17 protein-coding genes and 2 tRNA genes are annotated in these 19,489 nt (G+C 69.3%); 15 read left to right on the top strand and 4 right to left on the bottom strand.

Annotated features, from left to right (window positions below):
• Positions 1-501: 501 nt before the first annotated feature.
• The 4 genes from gyrB (at position 502) to IE206_RS36045 (ending at position 6,017) form a co-directional block, all read left to right on the top strand.
• Complete coding sequence (gene gyrB, locus IE206_RS36060) at positions 502-2,565, top strand: DNA topoisomerase (ATP-hydrolyzing) subunit B (protein ID WP_308433975.1); 2,064 nt, start codon at positions 502-504, stop codon at positions 2,563-2,565.
• A gap of 44 nt (positions 2,566-2,609) precedes the next feature.
• Positions 2,610-5,207, top strand: coding sequence for a DNA gyrase subunit A (gene gyrA, locus IE206_RS36055; RefSeq protein WP_189969862.1), 2,598 nt, complete (start codon positions 2,610-2,612; stop codon positions 5,205-5,207).
• A gap of 87 nt (positions 5,208-5,294) precedes the next feature.
• The gene (locus tag IE206_RS36050) at positions 5,295-5,846 is read left to right on the top strand and encodes a DUF3566 domain-containing protein (protein ID WP_226598919.1); all 552 of its coding nucleotides are present in this window, start codon (positions 5,295-5,297) and stop codon (positions 5,844-5,846) included.
• A 97-nt stretch (positions 5,847-5,943) separates the two neighbouring features.
• Positions 5,944-6,017 (top strand) — tRNA-Ile (locus IE206_RS36045).
• A gap of 343 nt (positions 6,018-6,360) precedes the next feature.
• Here IE206_RS36045 and IE206_RS36040 read toward each other — a convergent pair.
• Positions 6,361-6,789 carry a DUF6344 domain-containing protein gene (locus tag IE206_RS36040; protein ID WP_189969858.1) on the bottom strand — a complete coding sequence of 143 codons (429 nt, stop codon included), beginning with the start codon at positions 6,787-6,789 and terminating at the stop codon, positions 6,361-6,363.
• 222 nt (positions 6,790-7,011) lie between these two features.
• Between IE206_RS36040 and IE206_RS42825 the strand changes: the two genes are divergently transcribed.
• Positions 7,012-7,146: a DLW-39 family protein gene (locus IE206_RS42825; RefSeq protein WP_003958712.1), complete on the top strand. Its 135-nt coding sequence runs from the start codon at positions 7,012-7,014 to the stop codon at positions 7,144-7,146.
• A 136-nt stretch (positions 7,147-7,282) separates the two neighbouring features.
• Positions 7,283-8,584 (top strand): hypothetical protein, encoded by a 1,302-nt coding sequence (locus tag IE206_RS36030; protein WP_189969856.1) that lies wholly within the window; start codon positions 7,283-7,285, stop codon positions 8,582-8,584.
• A gap of 8 nt (positions 8,585-8,592) precedes the next feature.
• Here the strand turns inward: IE206_RS36030 and IE206_RS36025 are convergent, their stop codons facing one another.
• Both IE206_RS36025 and IE206_RS36020 read right to left on the bottom strand, forming a co-directional pair.
• Positions 8,593-9,948 (bottom strand): serine/threonine-protein kinase, encoded by a 1,356-nt coding sequence (locus IE206_RS36025; protein ID WP_189969854.1) that lies wholly within the window; start codon positions 9,946-9,948, stop codon positions 8,593-8,595.
• Between the two features lie 30 nt (positions 9,949-9,978).
• Positions 9,979-10,527, bottom strand: coding sequence for a helix-turn-helix domain-containing protein (locus IE206_RS36020; protein WP_189969852.1), 549 nt, complete (start codon positions 10,525-10,527; stop codon positions 9,979-9,981).
• A 152-nt stretch (positions 10,528-10,679) separates the two neighbouring features.
• Here IE206_RS36020 and IE206_RS36015 point away from each other — a divergent pair.
• From IE206_RS36015 to IE206_RS36005, 3 genes are all read left to right on the top strand, one after another.
• A tRNA-Ala gene (locus IE206_RS36015) sits at positions 10,680-10,752 on the top strand.
• A 146-nt stretch (positions 10,753-10,898) separates the two neighbouring features.
• Complete coding sequence (locus tag IE206_RS36010; RefSeq protein ID WP_189969850.1) at positions 10,899-11,123, top strand: hypothetical protein; 225 nt, start codon at positions 10,899-10,901, stop codon at positions 11,121-11,123.
• 119 nt (positions 11,124-11,242) lie between these two features.
• Positions 11,243-12,574 (top strand): helix-turn-helix domain-containing protein, encoded by a 1,332-nt coding sequence (locus tag IE206_RS36005; protein ID WP_189969848.1) that lies wholly within the window; start codon positions 11,243-11,245, stop codon positions 12,572-12,574.
• Between the two features lie 14 nt (positions 12,575-12,588).
• Here the strand turns inward: IE206_RS36005 and IE206_RS43295 are convergent, their stop codons facing one another.
• The gene (locus tag IE206_RS43295; protein ID WP_264198218.1) at positions 12,589-12,711 is read right to left on the bottom strand and encodes a hypothetical protein; all 123 of its coding nucleotides are present in this window, start codon (positions 12,709-12,711) and stop codon (positions 12,589-12,591) included.
• A 465-nt stretch (positions 12,712-13,176) separates the two neighbouring features.
• Between IE206_RS43295 and IE206_RS36000 the strand changes: the two genes are divergently transcribed.
• Genes IE206_RS36000 through IE206_RS35975 form a run of 6 tightly spaced genes read left to right on the top strand, consistent with a single transcriptional unit; the run spans position 13,177 to position 19,474 of the window.
• The gene (locus tag IE206_RS36000; RefSeq protein WP_189969846.1) at positions 13,177-13,878 is read left to right on the top strand and encodes a heme oxygenase-like domain-containing protein; all 702 of its coding nucleotides are present in this window, start codon (positions 13,177-13,179) and stop codon (positions 13,876-13,878) included.
• A 1-nt stretch (position 13,879) separates the two neighbouring features.
• Entirely contained in the window at positions 13,880-15,136 is a 1,257-nt protein-coding gene (locus IE206_RS35995) for an ATP-grasp domain-containing protein (protein WP_189969844.1), read from the top strand.
• Positions 15,129-16,430, top strand: a complete 1,302-nt coding sequence (locus IE206_RS35990; protein WP_189969842.1) for an ATP-grasp domain-containing protein — start codon at positions 15,129-15,131, stop codon at positions 16,428-16,430. The genes IE206_RS35995 and IE206_RS35990 overlap by 8 nt, the downstream gene beginning before the upstream one ends.
• 55 nt (positions 16,431-16,485) lie before the next feature.
• The gene (locus tag IE206_RS35985; protein ID WP_189969840.1) at positions 16,486-17,583 is read left to right on the top strand and encodes an LLM class flavin-dependent oxidoreductase; all 1,098 of its coding nucleotides are present in this window, start codon (positions 16,486-16,488) and stop codon (positions 17,581-17,583) included.
• Positions 17,583-18,953: an MFS transporter gene (locus tag IE206_RS35980; RefSeq protein ID WP_189969838.1), complete on the top strand. Its 1,371-nt coding sequence runs from the start codon at positions 17,583-17,585 to the stop codon at positions 18,951-18,953. Before IE206_RS35985 ends, IE206_RS35980 begins: the two co-directional genes overlap by 1 nt.
• Entirely contained in the window at positions 18,950-19,474 is a 525-nt protein-coding gene (locus tag IE206_RS35975) for a flavin reductase family protein (RefSeq protein WP_189969836.1), read from the top strand. Before IE206_RS35980 ends, IE206_RS35975 begins: the two co-directional genes overlap by 4 nt.
• Positions 19,475-19,489 lie beyond the last annotated feature (15 nt).

The following is a 19,489-nucleotide window of genomic DNA, read 5'->3' as shown; positions in this document are numbered from 1 at the left end:
GTGCCCCCGGCCGAGCCGGTCGGGGGCACGCCGCGCCCACGTCTTCACGGCTTGTGCCCGCCTCTTGAAGGAGGGCGTCGCGCCCGCTTCCTGAGGAGGCGGGCGTTCGTGCTTCCCGAACGTCTCCCACGCCCCTCCCTGGCACCCCCTGTGACGTGCGAAAACGGGGTGCGAGAGGGCTCTGGAAACCGGTGGGCAACATGAGGCGTCCCTCACGGTAGTCGGAGGTTGACAGGCCGAAGCGCTGAAAGCCCGTGTGAGGCTCTTGGGGCCCCTCCCCGAATATGGGGAGTCGGTCGGCGCCCGCTCAGGGCGGCACATGCGGACTCAGGTACCGGCAAACCCCCATTCATGTCGGCGCTACCGGTAGACTGGTCAATAATCCCGCCGTCCTCGCGGGACCCACCGAAAGACGCGGTCGGACGCTTGCCCCCTCGGCAACGCCCGACGCTGACCATCGCTGAACGACGCAGCCGCTCCTGCCTGTACAGGGGAAGGCTTGTGCTGTGCCAGAAAGGGCGCTTCGTGGCCGATTCCGGCAACCCCAACGAGAACTCCCCGTCCACTGCCGTCGGCGAGAACGGCGAGGTCACCGCCTCGTACGACGCCAGCGCGATCACCGTCCTCGAAGGTCTGGACGCGGTCCGCAAGCGACCCGGCATGTACATCGGCTCGACCGGTGAGCGGGGTCTGCACCACCTGGTGCAGGAGGTAGTCGACAACTCCGTCGACGAGGCCCTCGCCGGTCATGCGGACACGATCGACGTCACGATCCTGCCGGACGGCGGCGTGCGCGTGGTCGACAACGGCCGTGGCATCCCCGTGGGCATCATCCCCTCCGAGGGGAAGCCCGCTGTCGAGGTCGTCCTCACCGTCCTGCACGCGGGCGGCAAGTTCGGCGGCGGCGGTTACGCCGTCTCCGGCGGTCTGCACGGCGTCGGTGTGTCCGTCGTGAACGCGCTGTCCACGAAGGTCGCGGTCGAGGTCAAGACCGACGGCTACCGCTGGACCCAGGACTACAAGCTCGGTGTCGCGACGGCACCCCTCCTGCGCAACGAAGCCACCGAGGAGACCGGCACGTCGGTCACCTTCTGGGCCGACGGCGACATCTTCGAGACCACCGAGTACTCCTTCGAGACGCTCGCCCGGCGTTTCCAGGAGATGGCCTTCCTCAACAAGGGCCTGACGATCAAGCTGACCGACGAGCGCGAGTCGGCGAAGGCGGTCTCGGGCGCGGACTCCGCGGAGGAGTCCGAGGAGCAGCAGCCCCTCTCGGTGACGTACTTCTACGAGGGCGGCATCGTCGACTTCGTGACGTACCTCAACTCGCGCAAGGGCGAGCTGATCCACCCGACCGTGATCGACATCGAGGCCGAGGACAAGGAGCGACTTCTCTCGGCCGAGATCGCGATGCAGTGGAACTCTCAGTACAGCGAGGGCGTTTACTCCTTTGCGAACACCATCCACACGCATGAGGGGGGTACGCATGAGGAGGGATTCCGCGCCGCGCTCACGGGCCTGGTCAACCGGTACGCCCGGGACAAGAAGCTGCTGCGCGAGAAGGACGACAACCTCTCGGGCGAGGATATCCGCGAGGGTCTGACGGCGATCATCTCCGTCAAGCTGGGTGAGCCGCAGTTCGAGGGCCAGACCAAGACCAAGCTGGGCAACACCGAGGCGAAGACGTTCGTCCAGAAGGTGGTGCACGAGCACCTCACCGACTGGTTCGACCGCAACCCCAACGAGGCCGCGGACATCATCCGCAAGTCCATCCAGGCGCAGACGGCCCGCGTCGCCGCCCGCAAGGCGCGCGACCTGACCCGCCGCAAGGGGCTCCTCGAATCGGCGTCGCTGCCCGGCAAGCTCTCGGACTGCCAGTCCAACGACCCCACCAAGTGCGAGATCTTCATCGTCGAGGGTGACTCCGCCGGTGGTTCGGCGAAGTCCGGCCGCAACCCGATGTACCAGGCGATCCTGCCCATCCGAGGCAAGATCCTGAACGTCGAGAAGGCGCGGATCGACAAGATCCTGCAGAACACCGAGGTCCAGGCGCTGATCTCGGCGTTCGGTACCGGGGTCCACGAGGACTTCGACATCGAGAAGCTCCGCTATCACAAGATCATCCTGATGGCGGACGCCGACGTCGACGGCCAGCACATCAACACCCTGCTGCTGACCTTCCTGTTCCGCTTCATGCGGCCGCTGGTCGAGGCCGGGCACGTATACCTGTCACGCCCGCCGCTCTACAAGATCAAGTGGGGCCGGGACGACTTCGAGTACGCGTACTCGGACCGGGAGCGCGACGCGCTCGTGGAGCTCGGCAAGCAGAACGGCAAGCGGATCCGCGAGGACTCGATCCAGCGCTTCAAGGGTCTGGGCGAGATGAACGCCGAGGAGCTGCGCGTCACCACCATGGACACCGAGCACCGGGTGCTCGGCCAGGTCACCCTGGACGACGCGGCCCAGGCCGACGACCTGTTCTCGGTGCTGATGGGCGAGGACGTCGAGGCACGCCGCTCGTTCATCCAGCGCAACGCGCGGGACGTCCGCTTCCTCGACATCTGACTCGGTCTGTCGCTGACCGCTTCGAAAGGACTTGAGAACCAGCAATGGCCGACGAGAACACTCCTACGCCCACTGAAGCCACCGAGGCAGGCCCCGCTCTGCGCATCGAGCCCGTCGGGCTCGAGACGGAGATGCAGCGCTCCTACCTCGACTACGCGATGTCCGTCATCGTCTCGCGTGCGCTGCCGGACGTACGGGACGGCCTGAAGCCCGTCCACCGCCGCGTCCTGTACGCCATGTACGACGGCGGGTACCGGCCCGAGAAGGGCTTCTACAAGTGTGCCCGCGTCGTCGGTGACGTCATGGGTACCTATCACCCGCACGGCGACTCCTCGATCTACGACGCGCTGGTGCGCCTCGCCCAGCACTGGTCGATGCGCATGCCGCTGGTGGACTCCAACGGCAACTTCGGCTCCCCGGGCAACGACCCGGCCGCCGCCATGCGGTACACCGAGTGCAAGCTGATGCCGCTGGCTATGGAGATGGTCCGGGACATCGACGAGGAGACCGTCGACTTCACGGACAACTACGACGGCCGCAACCAGGAGCCGACGGTCCTGCCGGCGCGCTTCCCGAACCTCCTGGTCAACGGCTCGGCCGGCATCGCGGTGGGCATGGCCACCAACATCCCGCCGCACAACCTGCGCGAGGTCGCCGAGGGTGCCCAGTGGTACCTGGCGAACCCGGAGGCCTCCCACGAGGAGCTCCTGGACGCGCTGATCGAGCGCATCAAGGGCCCCGACTTCCCGACCGGCGCGCTGGTGGTGGGCCGCAAGGGCATCGAGGAGGCGTACCGCACCGGGCGCGGCTCCATCACGATGCGGGCGGTCGTCGCGGTCGAGGAGATCCAGAACCGTCAGTGCCTGGTGGTCACGGAACTGCCGTACCAGACCAACCCGGACAACCTCGCGCAGAAGATCGCCGACCTGGTCAAGGACGGCAAGGTCGGCGGCATCGCGGACGTTCGCGACGAGACGTCCTCGCGCACCGGCCAGCGCCTGGTGATCGTCCTGAAGCGGGACGCGGTCGCCAAGGTCGTCCTGAACAACCTGTACAAGCACACCGACCTGCAGACCAACTTCGGCGCCAACATGCTGGCGCTGGTCGACGGCGTGCCGCGCACGCTCTCGATCGACGCGTTCATCCGCCACTGGGTGACGCACCAGATCGAGGTCATCGTCCGGCGTACGAAGTTCCGGCTGCGCAAGGCCGAGGAGCGGGCGCACATCCTGCGCGGCCTGCTCAAGGCGCTGGACGCGATCGACGAGGTCATCGCGCTGATCCGGCGCAGCGACACCGTCGACGTCGCGCGCGAGGGCCTCATGGGCCTGCTCTCCATCGACGAGATCCAGGCCAACGCCATCCTCGAGATGCAGCTGCGCCGCCTCGCCGCCCTGGAGCGCCAGAAGATCGTCGCCGAGCACGACGAGCTCCAGGCGAAGATCGACGAGTACAACGCGATCCTCGCGTCGCCTGAGAAGCAGCGGGCGATCGTCAGCGAGGAACTGGCCGCGATCGTCGACAAGTTCGGCGACGACCGGCGCTCGGCCCTGGTGCCGTTCGACGGCGACATGTCCATCGAGGACCTGATCGCCGAAGAGGACATCGTCGTCACCATCACCAACGGCGGCTACGTCAAGCGCACCAAGACCGAGGACTACCGCTCGCAGAAGCGCGGCGGCAAGGGCGTGCGCGGCACCAAGCTGAAGCAGGACGACATCGTCGACCACTTCTTCGTGTCCACCACGCACCACTGGCTGCTGTTCTTCACCAACAAGGGCCGCGTCTACCGGGCCAAGGCGTACGAGCTGCCGGACGCCGGACGCGACGCGCGCGGCCAGCACGTCGCCAACCTGCTGGCGTTCCAGCCGGACGAGAAGATCGCCCAGATCCTCGCGATCCGCGACTACGACGCGGCGCCCTATCTGATCCTGGCCACCAAGGCCGGCCTGGTGAAGAAGACGCCGTTGAAGGATTACGACTCGCCCCGTTCGGGTGGTGTCATCGCCATCAATCTGCGGGAGACCGCGGACGGTGGCGACGACGAACTGATCGGCGCGGAGCTCGTGTCGGCCGAGGACGATCTGCTGCTCGTCAGCAAGAAGGCGCAGTCCATCCGCTTCACGGCGACGGACGACGCGCTGCGCCCGATGGGCCGCGCGACGTCCGGCGTCAAGGGGATGAGTTTCCGCGAGGGAGACGAACTGCTCTCGATGAATGTCGTCCGGCCCGGTACGTTCGTCTTCACCGCAACCGATGGCGGGTACGCGAAGCGCACTCCCGTCGACGAGTACCGCGTCCAGGGTCGCGGCGGCCTCGGCATCAAGGCCGCCAAGATCGTGGAGGACCGGGGCTCGCTGGTCGGCGCGCTGGTGGTCGAGGAGACGGATGAAATCCTCGCCATCACGCTCGGCGGCGGTGTGATTCGTACGCGAGTCAACGAGGTCAGGGAGACGGGCCGTGACACGATGGGCGTCCAACTGATCAACCTGGGCAAGCGCGATGCCGTGGTCGGCATCGCCCGTAACGCCGAGGCGGGCAGCGAGGCCGAAGAGGTCGACGGGGCCGACGACGCCGAGGGCGCTACTGCCGAGGCTGCTGCCGAGGGCGCCCAGCCCTCGGCCGGGGAGCACGAGGAGTAAAGCGTGAGTGGAGCCACGGGCGCCGGAGCGGCCGCTTCCGGAGCGAACGGTGCCCGTGGCCCTGCCGCGGACTCCCAGGGGGTAACGGTGACGGACACCCGGGGCCCTCAGGGCCGGGCGGAGTACGAGGCCGGGGCGCTGCCCGGCGAGCGCGAGAAGCCGATCGGCGGGCAGCAGCAGCCCTATCACCCGCCGCAGGCGTATCCCGCGCCGCAGCGAGGCGCCGAGGGCGCGCGCCGGCCGCGCACCGGGGCGCGTACGGCGCCCCGTACGCGCAAGGCGCGCCTGCGGGTGTCCAAGGCCGACCCGTGGTCGGTGATGAAGGTCAGCTTCCTGCTGTCCATCGCACTCGGCATCTGCACGGTGATCGCGGCCGCGGTGCTGTGGATGGTCATGGACGCCATGGGCGTGTTCTCCACGGTCGGCGGCACGATCAGCGAGGCCACCGGCTCGAACGAGTCCAACGGCTTCGACCTCCAGTCGTTCCTGTCGCTGCCGCGGGTGCTGCTCTTCACGTCGGTCATCGCGGTGATCGACGTGGTGCTCGCCACGGCGCTCGCGACGCTCGGCGCGTTCATCTACAACCTCTCGGCCGGTTTCGTGGGCGGTATCGAGCTCACTCTCGCCGAGGACGAGTAGCCGCAGTTCACAGCCGCTCGGCTATCGATTTTGGGACTGGCCGTCCCGTGCGCTAATCTTCAGAGGTCAGCGCGCGGGACATCCCGCAAAGCGCGGCGGGGCTATAGCTCAGTTGGTTAGAGCGCATCCCTGATAAGGATGAGGCCACAGGTTCAAATCCTGTTAGCCCCACAGTGACGAAGACCCCCGAGGCGAAAGCCCGGGGGTCTTCGACGTTTGCGGGGGCGGGGCGTGGCGTGGTCGCTCGGGGGACGGCGCGGTCCCGGCTGGACGTGGTGGTTCCGGCTACGGGCGACTTGCGGACCGTACGACTGTGGTGTGCGCCCGGACCAGGGGGTGTGCCGGGTGGCCAAAGAAGAAGGCCCCGGGTGTGCCGGGTGGTGCATGAAGAAGGTCCCGGGCGCCGGGGGCGGGGACGGCGGGGTGTCCGTACGGCGCAGGGCCCCCAGGACACCGAAGAGCCCGGCAACTCGGGGGAGTTGCCGGGCTCGCAGCTCGGGCGGAGCGGGGTGGGTCAGCGGCCAGGGCCGTCGGCCCTGGCCGAGTCGTCCGGGGCCTCCTCGGAGGTGTCGCCGCTGGGTGCCGCCGGGGCGTTGGGCGCTTCCACGGCGGTGTCGCCGCCGGGCGCCGACGGGTCGTAGGCCGGGTCGTCGGTCGAGTCGCGGTCGTCGGCGCGGTGACGCGAGGAGGGCGAGGCGCCGTGGGCCTCGGCACGGATGCGCTGCTTCATGGTGGGCGGCAGGGCGGACGGGGCGGGGACGGCCCAGTGCACGGCCGGAGCAACGGGGATGTCCGGTTCGCTGCGGTTGTACGTCGCGTCGTGCTGCGGTACGGAAGCCGCGGGGGCGGCGGTGGCCTGGCCGGCCAGGCCGAGGGAGGCGAGGAGGGCGACGAGCGCCCCGATGAGTGCGGTCCACCAGGTCGTGAGCTTGCTGGTTGCCATGACGTCCTCGCTTCTTCCGTAAACAGCGTGTGCTGATGGGTTGCCCGAATTGCGTTGTATCCGATGATGTGCGGGGGGTGTCCAGGAGGCGAGGAGCGACGCACCGTATCGGTGGATGTTCCGATGAACTACACACGGATGGAGCATCACCGATTGATATCGATCGGTGTGTATAGTCGGGCGGCAGAGGTCCCTTACGTCAAGGAAAGACGAGGTCGCGCGGTGAAGAAGCTTCTCCTGGTCGCACTGGCCGCCATCGGCGGGCTCCTCGTGTACCGCCAGATCCAGGCGGATCGCGCCGAGCAGGATCTGTGGACGGAGGCGACCGACTCCGTGCCCGCAGGTTCGGGTGTGTGAGACCGAAAGACCCGGTTGCGAAGCCCCGGCCACTGAGGTGGCCGGGGCTTCGTGCTGTCCCGGGGATGCCCCGGGCGCTGTTGAGTTCGCGTGAGCAAATAGTTGACTTGCGAGGGCAAAGGTGGGGCGGGGCGACGTGAGGACGAGGCACAGCAGGGCCCGGCGGGCGGCACGAAGGATCGGGGCGGCGGTGGCCGCGCTCGCCGCGCTCCTTGCGACGCCGGGACCCGTGCACGCGGCCGGGCAACCGTCTTCGTACCGGTTTCCCGACGGCGTGCAGGACGTGTCGGGGGGTGCGAACAACACCGACGGGCCGGTGCTGAAGGCCGACACCGCCTATAGGTCGGTCATCAAGCCCGGTGGCAAGCTCTATTTCCAGCTGGTTCTGGACGGCGAGAACGACGCCTACGCGTCGGTGGTCGCCCTGCCGGGGCCGGCGGGCGCGAAGCTCGCCTACGGCGACTCCATCAAGGTGTCGCTCCAGGACGCCAACGGCGAGGACTGCGACTCCCAGCGCCGTTCGATCGGATCGGCGCAGTATCCGCACCCCATCGCCGCGTACGCCTACCGCGCCCTGCGCAAGAGCCTGTCGGCCTGTCAGGAGCCGGGCACCTACTCCATGGTGGTGGAGCGTCAGAGCGACGCGGCCTCCCCGCCCGCGGACTGGGCCCTCGACCTGCGCTACTCGACCGAGCCCACCCGCAGCGGGGCCGGACCGAGCACGGCGCCCTCCGGCTGGTCCTCCGCGTCACCCGCCCCGCAGACCGCGACCCCGCGCCGCGCCCACGGCGGCACCGGCTTCCACGACGCGACCGCGCTGTCCCCCGGGCAGTGGAAGGACACCATCCGGCCGGGCGAGACCCTCTTCTACCGGGTGCCGCTCGACTGGGGCCGGCAACTCTTCGCCGGCGGAGGCCTGGGCAGCCTCCCGTCCGCAAAGGACGGCTACGTAGGCACCGCCCTCTCCCTGCAGCTCTACAACCCCGCGTGGGGCTTCGTCTCCGGGGCGTCGGCGCCGTACGACGGAAAGCAGAAGGAGGCCGCGCTCGACCCCCTTGCGCCGGTCGCCTACGAGAACCGCTACTCGACCACCGACGAGACCTCGGCGATGCGGCTCAGCGGCTCCTACTACCTGGCCGTCTCCCTCAGCCCCGAGGTCGGGCAGACCTTCGGGAACGCGCCGTACGACCTGACGCTGCGGCTGACCGTGCGGGGCGAGGCGACGGCCGGCCCCGCCTATGCGGGCCACGCGCCCGACTTCGGGGCGGGCGGCGGGGCGAAGGTCGGCGACAGGTCGATGACACTTCTCGCGGCCCTCGGCATCGGCACGGGCACGGTGCTCGTGGCCGGGCTCGCGGTGTGGACGCTGGTGGCCCGCAGGCGCGCGGCCGCGGCCGCCCCGGGGCCGCAGGGCTTCGGACCGCCCAGCGCCTGGTAGCGGGCCCCTCAGGTCTGCGTCAGGGCCCAGAACCCGACCGCGAAACACACCAGCGCCACCAGGAGCACCGGCACCGCGACCTTGGCGGGCGGCCCGGGCCGCGGCCGGGGAGCGGAGGCCACGAAAGAGGTTCCCCGGAGGGGAACTTGGGGCGGTACGGCCGCATTGGGGTACGGCGCCGTGTACGGCGTCGTCGCGGGTGTGGGCGGCGTCTGCTCGTACTGCGAAGGAAGGACGTACGCGGGGGCGGCAGTGGGAGGGGTGGGGGGCTGCTGCGGGAGCGGGGGGACGGTGGCGGGGGCGGGGAGCGGGGGTGCCTGGCCGGATGCCGGGGGGCCGGGCGTGAACTCCTGCGACTGCCCGGTCTGTTGGGGTCCGCCCTGCTGGGTGCCCCCGTGCGCGTCCGACTGCCGTACGTCCTGTTGCTGTACGCCCTCCCTCCTTAAGGAGGCGGACGTTTCCGGGGATGGGGGCCGGGCCGGGTTCTCGGGGCCCTGTTCGGCGAAGCCGGGGGGCAGGGGGCCGATCTGGTCGAAGACTTCGACGGGTTCCTCGTCCGGGTCCTGCTCGGGCAGCAGGTCCACGGCCGAGGCCAGCGCCTTGCGCGCCCCCGTGGCCGTGCGGAACCGGTTCTGCGGGTCCGGCTGGAGCAGTCCCGCCAGGACCTGCCAGAGGGGCTCGGGGATGCCCTGAGGGGCGCCGGGAGTGCCGTGGGCGGCGAAGTACTGGACCAGGGCCCGCGCGTCCGGCTTGCTGCCCTCCAGCAGGTAGAGCGCGACCAGGCCGACGGCGAACAGGTCGGCCGGGAAGTCGGGTTCGGCGCCCATCATCTGCTCGGGCGCGAAGTAACCCGGCGTCCCCACCACGTAGTTGGTCTCCGTGAGGCGGGGCTCGTCCTTGCGCATCGAGATGCCGAAGTCGGACAGCCGCAGATGCGGGCGTCCGCTTCCGGTGGCCTCCAGAAGGATGTTGGCCGGTTTGATGTCGCGGTGCACGACACCCTCCGCGTGGACCGCGGCGAGGCCGGCGAGGAGCTGGTCGAGCAGGGTGCACACGAACCGGGGCGGCAACGGCCCGTAGTCGCCGATCAGATGGGCCAGCGAGCCGCCGCTCACCAGGTCCATGGTGAACAGGACCTGGTCGTCGTCGGCAGCCCAGCTGGCCGGTGCGAGCACATGCGGATGGTCGATCCTGAGGGCCTGCTCACGGACGAACCGCAGCAGGGTGTGGGCATCGCTCTGCTGGAGCACCTTCGCCGCCACATAGCGGCGCCGGCGCCGGTCCCAGGCGCGCCAGACGGCTCCCGCCCCGCCCCGTCCGACCGGGTCGACCAGCTCGTACCGACCGGCGAAGACCTCGCCCACCCGATGCCCCCAGGATCGATCCGACCGTTGTCAGCTCTGGTGCGACTCGTAGTGCGAGACCGCCTCGGCGGTGCGCCCCGCGCCGTACACCCGGAGGAACTCTGCCAGCTCGGGGTGGGCCGGGGCGAGGGTGTCGGCGGCGTCGATGATGTCGCCCGCGGCCGCCACGGAACGCAGCAGCGACTGGATCTCGCGCACCACGCGACGTACCGTCGGGGCGCCCGAACTGGATGTGGTCTGGCCGGTGTTGGTCAGCACCGAGCCTCCCTGGGACTTCTTGATCTCTTCCATCCGGTCGGTGGCCTCCACGGCGCTCACGCTGCCGTCGGCGACCTGCCCGGCCAGGTCCTGGAGTGCCTGGACGCGCTGCACCACGGCCGGATTGCCGATCTTGGCCCGCTGCCCGCTCATCAGCTGCGACAGCATGGGCGCCGAGAGCCCCAGAACAGCGGCGAGCCGGGCCTGATTGAGCCCGAGATCGTCTATCAGCCGTCGGAAGAGCGCCCCCAGTGGCTCCCCGTACCAGCTCCGCTGAAGCTCCCTGGCTCTGGCGGTCGCTTCCTGCTGTGCTGTGTCCATTGCGCGTCTCCCCATCGCTTCCCCATTGAGGCCGCTTCACGGGTGCGAACCTCGACGAGCATCTTACGGAGAGTGGTCGTTCACCGGGAGTCCCAATCCTTTTGCGAGATCCCCGGTTCCACCCGGTACTCTGGTCCCGCAACACCTCGTCCGGGGCCTTAGCTCAGTTGGTAGAGCGCTGCCTTTGCAAGGCAGATGTCAGGAGTTCGAATCTCCTAGGCTCCACATCTCAGAGGCTCCCTGACCTGCGGAAACGCGGGCAGGGGGCCTTTTTCGTGCCCGGGATGATCTTGGATGCCGAGGAGAGACGTAGCCTGGCGGTGGCGTGGCGTCGGACGCCGAACCCCCTACGCGACGAAGGCGAGTTGAGGATGGGAAGCGAGCGGAGTGCGGCCGGCCGGGCCGCCTGGGGCGTCGGCGGCGTCGCCTTGATCGTTCTGGGCGGTGTGCTGATCTGGATCATTCAGACCGGGGGCTTCGGGCAGCTGCCCGAGGATCTCGGCCCGATGGGGAGCCTGGTGGTCCGCTCGGTGACGTTCGTGTTCATCGGCGGCGGCGCCTGGTGCCTGGTGCGGGCCGGAAAGCAGCGGGCCTGACGGTTGCTCCGGCTCTGTGGGCGGCCGGCCGGCGGGCGTGGGAACCGGCTGCCGGAGCGGCTGGATAGCATGGCTCGTTCCGTCCCCCTGTGCGCCCCGCGACCGGTGAAGGAGACCCCGTGAGCACGCCCGCGACCACGCTCGGACAGCGGCTGCGCGCGCTGCGGGCCGCGCGCGGGCTGAGCCAGGCCGATCTCGCGGGTGCCGCCGTCTCCGCCAGCTACGTGTCCCTCATCGAGTCCGACCGGCGCTCCCCCGAACCCAAGGTCGTCGAGCTGCTCGCCGAGCGGCTCGGCACCACCGTCGACTATCTGCTGACCGGGCGGGACCGGGGCGAGCTGAGCGAGCGCCGGCTACGGCTGAGATTCGCCGAGCTCGAGCTCGCCGACGGGCGGGCGGCGGACGCCCGGGAGCGGCTCGTCGAGCTGGCCCGGGACGCCGACGCGGAGCTGCGGACCGAGGCGCTCTGGGCGCTCGTACGCGCCCATGAGGCGCTCGGCGAGCTCGACTCGGCCCTCGACGGTCTGGAGCGGCTCATCGGTGCGGCGCGCCGGGGTGAGGCGGTGCCGGTCGGCCTGCTGCCGCTGCTCATGCGCCGCTGCCGGCTCCTGAGCGAGGCGGGCGATTTCGGGCGCAGTATCGATCTGGGCGAGCAGGCCCTGGAAGAGGTCCGGGGCCTCGGTCTCGAAGGCTCGGACGACGAGATCCGGCTGGCCTCGACGCTGGTCGCGAGCTACTGGGGCCGGGGCGATCTGGTGACTGCGCAGCGCCTGGCCACGCGGGTGGTCGAGCGCGCGGAGCGCAACGGCTCGGCGCGGGCGCGCGGTTCGGCCTACTGGAACGCGGGTCTGGTCGCCGAGGCCCGCGGCGATGTCGTCCTCGCCCTCGGACTCGTGGAGAAGGCGCTCGCCCTGATGGCGGGGGAGGACACCGAGCGCAATCTGGCCAGGCTGCGCATGACGCTGGCCTGGCTGCTGCTGCGCGCAGAGCCGGTCGACCTCGCCCGGGCCGGGCACCAGCTGGACGAGGCATACGCGGTGTTCACGCGGACGGCGAACGCGGGCGACCTCGCCTCCTGCGAGACCGAGATCGCCCGCCTCCAGCTGCTCTCGGGCCGGCCCGCCGAGGCCGCCGAGGTGGCCGGACGAGCCATGGGGCGGCTCTCGGCCCGGCGTTCTGTCGAGCACGGCCGGGCCCGCTGGGTGCTCGGGCTCGCCCTTGTTGCCGACGGGAAGGCCGCGGACGGCCTCGTCGAATGCCGCACCGCCGCCGAGGAACTGCAAGCGCTCGGAGCGCTCCTCGAAGCCGCGCAGGCCTGGCGTGAAATCGCCGAACTGAGTATCGGACACGGTCCGGCGGAATCCGTTTTCGAGGCATTCCGCAAGGCGGTCGACTGTGCTGGTGTGAAGGCACCGCTGCCCTTGCCGAATCGGCGGCAGACCGCCGGCTGAATACGCCGGACTGACTACACCGCGTTCCTTCCGGACAGCGCACAGCACGGTCCGGGCCCGCTATCGGTGGTCGGCAGCGCGACGGCGAACCCGATCAGGGCGGCCACGGCGGCGGCGAGCACGGTGATCCTTTTCATTGTTGTTTTACCTTTCCCCCGGTGAGCGCACGCCGCATTCCAACGACGGCAGGGCGAGGATTGCTTAGTCAGGACTGCCTGTCAATAGATCCTGTGCAGGCTTAATGAACGCGACATGCCAGATTCGCAATCCGGCGGTGTACACCTCGCTGACCTGTGTACTTACGGAATGTGAATCCTGTGTTTCGGAGCTGCGGGGTCCGTTTTGCGAGTCAAGATCCACGGCTTGTACTGGTCAAGAATGGCCTTGACTCACCTCTTGCGTGCTGGGTAGCTTCGAGCTGTTGCAGCGATCGGCCCTGGACATGGGCAGTCAAGATCCTGTGGCGTTGAACGGGGGATGGTGGCACATCTGTGTGCGTCGACAGCCTTCCTCCTTTGGCATGCCGTGCGGAAATAAGAATTCCCCGGCGGTCATGGCAACTTCTAGCGAAAACATCGTCGAAGAAGGGCTGTGGATTCACCGTGTCAAAGCTCGATCGGGCGCGCCTTGAAGGACTTGCCGAGGAACTCCTCGAGAAGCAGTTCCAGCGTGTTCCCAAGCTGCGTGAACTGCACAAGGGCGAATGGATAGACCGCGACTACTACATCCGTCACATCACCGAGACGGTGCTGCGGATCAGGCTCAACAACGAGGTCGACAGCTACGCCCTCTACAAGGTCGGCTCGCAGGACGACTCCCTCGCCGCGAAGCTCGCGAAATACCTCGCCGAGGAATTCGGCCACGAGAACATGTTCACCCGCGATCTGGAGAAGTTCGGGCTCACCATCGAGGAGCTGAACGCGACCCCGGTCTTCCCCTCCACCGCCAAGCTCATGGGCTACCTGCGTCTCGAGGCCGACCGGTCGGGCCCGGCGCCCACCACGATCTGGGACTGGTTCGTGGAGTGGTACTCGGACCGCTACAACCCGGTCATCACCGAGAAGGCGGCCACCGCGTTCGGAAAGGAGTACGTCCACGGCACCCGCGCCCACATCGCGTTCGACGAGTCCCACGACCACGACGAGCTGATGTTCCGCACGGTCGCCCGCGCCGTCGAGAAGTTCAGCAGCCCCGAGCAGGCCGAGGTCTACCTCACGGTCTTCATCGACCTCATCGGCGACTACTTCGCCGAGCTGTACGAGTCCACGGTCGGGGCCCGCGAGGCAGCACTGGTCGGCAGCTGACATGACCGACCTCCGCGACGCGCACGGCGGCCGGGTGCTGGTCGTCGAGCCGATGTCCTCGGGGGCGGCGCTGCTGCGCGCCGCCCATGACCTCGGTCTGGAGACGGTGGTCGCCTCGTACGACGACGCCGACCGCCGGCTCCCCGACCGGGTGCGCGGGGACATCGACACCCTCGTGACCGTCGACACCAATGACGAGGGCGCCCTGCTGCGGGCGGCGACCCGGCTGCACGCCGAGGGCGGGCTCGCCGGTGTCCTGCCGGGCTTCGAGTTCTACGTACCCGTGGTCGCCCGGATCGCGGCCGGCCTGGGGCTCGCGGGCCTCGCGGAGGAGTCGGTCGATCAGGTCCGTGACAAGACCTCGATGCGCCGGCGCATCGATGCCGCCGGGCTGCGCGCACCGCGCCACGCCCCGGCGGCATCGCCCGCCGAGCTCGAGGCGGCGGCCGGGCACGTGGGCTTCCCGTGCGTACTGAAGCCAGCCGACTCGGCCGGCAGCATTCATGTGAGCCGCGCCGACAACCTCGCCGAACTCCGCGCCGCCTACCGCATCCTGGCCGACGACCAGCGCCTCGACCTGGGGCGACGCCTGGACGGCCGGGTCCTCGTCGAGGAGTACCTGGACGGGCCCGAGGTGTCCGTCGAGGGGTGCGTGTCGGCCGCCGGGCAGATCACCATCGTCGCCGTCACCAGCAAACTCCTGGGCCCCGAGCCGTACTTCGTGGAGCTGGGCCACATCGTCCAGGCCGAGCTGACCGGGACCCAGCGGCGTACCGTCGAGTCCTACGTCACCGACGTCGTGGCCGCCCTCGGCGTCACCGTCGGCCCCTTCCACTGCGAACTGCGCCTGCTCGCCGACGGGCCCGTGCTCATTGAGCTCGGTGCGCGTATGGGCGGCGACCACATTCCCGAGCTCGTCGAGATCGCCACCGGTGTGTCCCTGCCACACCTGGCCGTGGCCGCCCATGTGGGCCTCGATCCGCGGGACGTGCCTCTGGGCGCGCCGCGCGCCAAACACGCCGCGATCCGCTTCTTCACCGCGCCCGGGCGCACCCGTTACCGGACCACGCGCGGCCTGGACGCGCTGCGTGCCCGGCCCGACGTGCTCGACGCCGAGCTGTATCTGCGCCCGGGCGACGAGATACCGCCGGACCACGACTTCCGCTGCCGGATCGGCCACGCCCTGTACACCGCGGACTCGTATGCCGACGCCCTGGAGCTCGGACACCTGATCGACCTTGGAGTGAGCTTTGACTAGCACGGCCGCCGCAACCGATTCTGCCGAAACCGATCCCGCCGCAACCGATTCCACCCCGGCCGATTCCCTCCCGCTGATTCTGGTCATCAACCGCTTCGACGACGAATTCGGCGAGTACCACCGCTTCGTTCCCGACGGCACCCACCGCCTGGCCCACCTCACCACCGAGGACGGGCTCGCCCCGCTCGCACAGGACTCGGCGGTCGCGACCGTGGTGGTGCCGGACCTCGACTACGACACGCTGCTCGGCCCGGCCCGCCGCATCGCCGAGGAACACGGCCCGGTCGCGGGGATCGTCGGGGTGTCCGAATTCGACCTGCTCACCGCGGCCCGGCTGCGCGCGGCCCTGGACGTGCCCGGCTGGAACACGGACTACGTCCGGCGCTTCCGCGACAAGACCGTCATGAAGAAGTGGGTCGACCTCGCGGGCGTACGCGTCCCGCGCCATCTGGAGGTCGGCGCGGACACCACCGCGCCGCAGCTCGTCGCGCAGCTCGGCCTGCCGCTGGTCCTCAAGCCCCGCGACGGCGCCGCCTCGCGCGGGGTGCGGCTGATCCGCACCGAGTCCGAACTCACCGGGGCGCTCACGGAACTCGTGGGCGAGGAGTACGAGGCGGAGGAGTACGTCGAGGGGCGCATCCACCATGTCGACGGCATCCGCCTGGGCGGCCGGTACCACTTCGTGACGGTCTCGGAGTACGTCAACACCTGCTTGGACTTCGCGCGCGGCACCCCGCTCGGCTCGGTGCTGCTCGACCCGGGGCCGCTGCGCACCGAGCTCGCCGGGTTCGCCCATGACTGCCTGGACGCCCTGGAGCTGTGGGACGGACCCTTCCACCTGGAGCTGATCGTCACCCCGGCGGGGGAGCCGGTGTTCCTGGAGGTCGGCCTGCGGCCGGGCGGGGCCGGGGTGCCGTTCCTCCACCGCGACCTGTACGGCATCGACCTGTTCGGCGAGGCCTTCCGCACCACCCTCGGCCTCGAACCGCTCAGTGACGAGGGCGAGTTGGAGGGTGTGGAGGCGAGCGGCGGGTGGCTGGTCTTCCCGGAGCCGAGGCCCTGGCCCGCCCGGCTCGTGGACCGCGTATCGCTGTCCGGCGTGGTGCCCGAGGTCTACGCCGAGGCGCTGCCCGCCCCTGGGCACGTCTTCGACGGCGAGGGCGGCTACGACCACGCGGGCGGCCGCTTCCTGTTCCGCGGCGGCAGCCAGGCGGCGGTCCACCGCGCCATCCGCGAGGCAATCGCCCGTTACCGCCTGGAAGTCGAGCCGGTCACGGCGACCGTCGAGCGCTGAGCGGGAATCGGAGACGAACGGTGTTTGGCAACCGGATGACAGCTAAGGACGCGACATGAGTCAGTTGAGGTTTCACTGGGGCTCGGCACTGGACGACGGCCAGAAGAAGTCCACACAGCAGTACGCGTCCGACGTGCTCGACCTGGACGGCGCCATCGAGTTCACCCGCGAGGCCGACGAGCTCGGGGTCGACTCGCTGCTGATGGCCCAGAGCTTCGACCTGCCCGACCCGCTGCCGATCATCGGCGTCTTCATGCGCGAGACACGGCGGCTCAAGTTCATCCTGGCCTACCGCCCGGGTCTGCTGTCGCCGACCCTGTTCACGCAGGTCGTCAACACCTTCTCGTGGATGTCCGAGGGCCGGATCTCGCTCAATGTCATCGCGGGCATCTCCCCGGCCGAGCAGGCCTACTACGGTGACTTCCTGGCGCACGACGCCCGCTATGAGCGCGCGAACGAGTTCCTGGAGATCCTGCACGCCTTCTGGCGCGGTGAGACCCCGCTGACGTACGAGGGGAGTCACTACCGGCTCAAGGACGCCCAGCTGAGCCTCGGCTACCACGGAGGCGGCCGGCCCGAGATCCTCATCAGCGGCGCCTCCGGGGTCGCCCAGCGGACCGCGGTGCGCCACGGTGACGTCTGGTTCCGGTACGCGGACACCCCCGAGGAGATCGCGAAGTCGGCGGCGCCGGTGCTCGCCCAGGGCGGCCGTGTCGGCCTGCGCATGCAGGTGCTGACCCGGGACACCCGCGAAGAGGCGCTCGCGGAACTCGCCGAGGTGATGAGCGGCGCCACCGAGGAACGCAAGAAGTGGGTCGCCGACTTCGTCGCGACCGCCGACTCCCAGGCCGTGCACAACTCCTTCCGCCTCGCGGACGAGGCGGGCCACGGCTGGATGTCGCAGGTTCTGTATTCCGGCGCCGTCGCCTATCGCGGCGGGCCGGCGCTCTGCCTGGTCGGCAGCCACGCGGAGGTCGCCGCGTACCTCATGGAGTACAAGGCCGCCGGTATCGGCGAGTTCATCTTCTCGGGCTGGCCGGCCCGAGACGAGATGCGGAACTTCTTCACCCGCGTGCTGCCACTGGTGCGCGAGCTGGAGGAGAAGGAGGCGGCGTCGAGTCCGGCCGCCGGCGCGTCCATGCCGACCGGCTGATGGCGCGCCCCCGGACGCGGCGGACCCTGTTCGCCGGTGGTGTCCTGACCGGTCTGATGGCTCAGCAACTGGTCCTGTTCGCCGTGCCGTTGATCCTGTTCCAGGACACCGAAGAGGTCTCGACGCTCGGCATCGCCTATGCGCTCGAATGGCTTCCCAATCTGGTCGCCTTCCCGTTGGCCGGGCTCCTCGCGGACCGTGACGGCGGGGTCCGGCTCTTCCGGCGCGCCAATCTCGCCCGGGCCGGCGCCCTCGGGCTCGTCGCGGTGCTGTGCCTGGTGACGCCGTCCTGGTCGACCGCCGTCCTGATGGCGAACGGGGCCCTGCTCTCCATTCTGATGGCTCCCGTGCACATGGCGGTCGAGAAGGTCGTCCCGCAGGTCGCCGAGGGCGAGGACCTCGCGAGGACGCAGTCGGTCGTGCAGAACATGGAGCTGCTCTCCATGGCTCTCGGCCCCGGCCTCGCGATGGTCTCCGTCCTCGTCCTCGGCAAGGTCTGGCTGCTCGTTCTCGCGGCGGCGATGTTCGCCCTGGCCGGGGCCTGCTGGCTGCCGCTGCCGCACCGGGGGCCGGAGAAGGGCGGGGCGGGCGGGGGGAGCGCGCGGGAGGCCGTCACCGAACTCCGGCTCGGCTGGCGGCTGTTGACCGGGAACCGGCCCGTACTGCTGCTTGCCTGCTTCAACTTCTCGATCAACCTGGTCGTCTCGACCGTCCTCGCGGCGAATGCCGCTGTGATCACCGGTGTGTTCAAGGCGCCGGATTCCTCGTTCGCACTGCTCAATATGTGCGTCGGCGTCATGGGCCTGGTCAATCTGCTGATCACGCCTCTGCTGCTGAGGAGATTCGAGGTCGGCATGCTCGGGGTGATCGGCTTCACGGTGGTGTGCGGCGCCCTGCTCCTGCTCGGCCTTGCCTCGTCGTTCGCGGTCTACGCGGTCGCCTTCGTGGTGATGCTGGTGGGCGACGCGTATTTCAATGTGTTCAACCGGACCCAGCGTGTGAAGGTCATTCCGAGGGAGCATCTGGGAAAGGTCATGGGGTCGTTCTTCATCATCAACGACCTTTCCTTCCCGATCGGCGGCATTCTGATCGCGACGGTCGTGGGAACCGCGGGCCCGCAGGGCCTGGTCGTGGTTCTCACCGCTCTGCTCGTGATCTTCGGAGTGGTGTTCCTGCCGCTGACGATACGGGGATTCGAGCGGGCGCTCGCCGAAATCCAGGCCCGCGAGGAAGCCGGTTCCGAGACTCGCGAGGAAGCCTGCGAAGAACGCATCGAGCGACTCCGCCAAGAACCCCGTACAGAAACCCGTACGGACATCCTGGAAACCCAGGGGAGCCTGGAAAACCTTACGGAGAGAGGGAGTTCATGAGCGCTCGGACCAAAATTGCGCTTTCCCCGCCGGGGCCGCCCGTCGCGGTGGACGGCGAGACGTTCCGCGAGGCGATGTCGCACCTGGCCGCGCCGCTGACCGTCGTCACCACCCGGGACGGGCAGGGGCGCCGGCGCGGCTTCACGGCGAGCTCGGTGACCTCCGTCTCGCTCGACCCGCCGCTCGTCCTTGTCGGCCTCTCGAACGGGTCGAGCTGCCGCGAGGCGCTGCTCGGCGCGGGCGAATTCATCGTCAACGTACTCGGTGAACAGCACCGCGGCGTGGCCACCGCATTCGCCGAACACGGCGCCGACCGATTTCAGGGCCTCGCCTTCGACACCTGGCCCGGAACCGAGCTGCCGTATCTGACGGGAGCGAACGCGGCATTCCGATGTACCCGGATACGCCATGTCCCGGTCGGCGACCACCACTTGGTGATAGGCAAGCTGACCGGCCTGGTGGCAGAGGGCACGGACAAACCCCTCCTCTGGTACCGGCGGGGCTTTTCCACAGCGAGTTGAGAACATGAGGAGCTG

The sequence above is a fragment of the Streptomyces violascens genome, assembly GCF_014649955.1.
Lineage (GTDB): Bacteria > Actinomycetota > Actinomycetes > Streptomycetales > Streptomycetaceae > Streptomyces > Streptomyces violascens.
The sequence above is the reverse complement of the archived record's forward strand: the minus strand, read 5'-3'. Positions and strand labels throughout refer to the sequence as shown.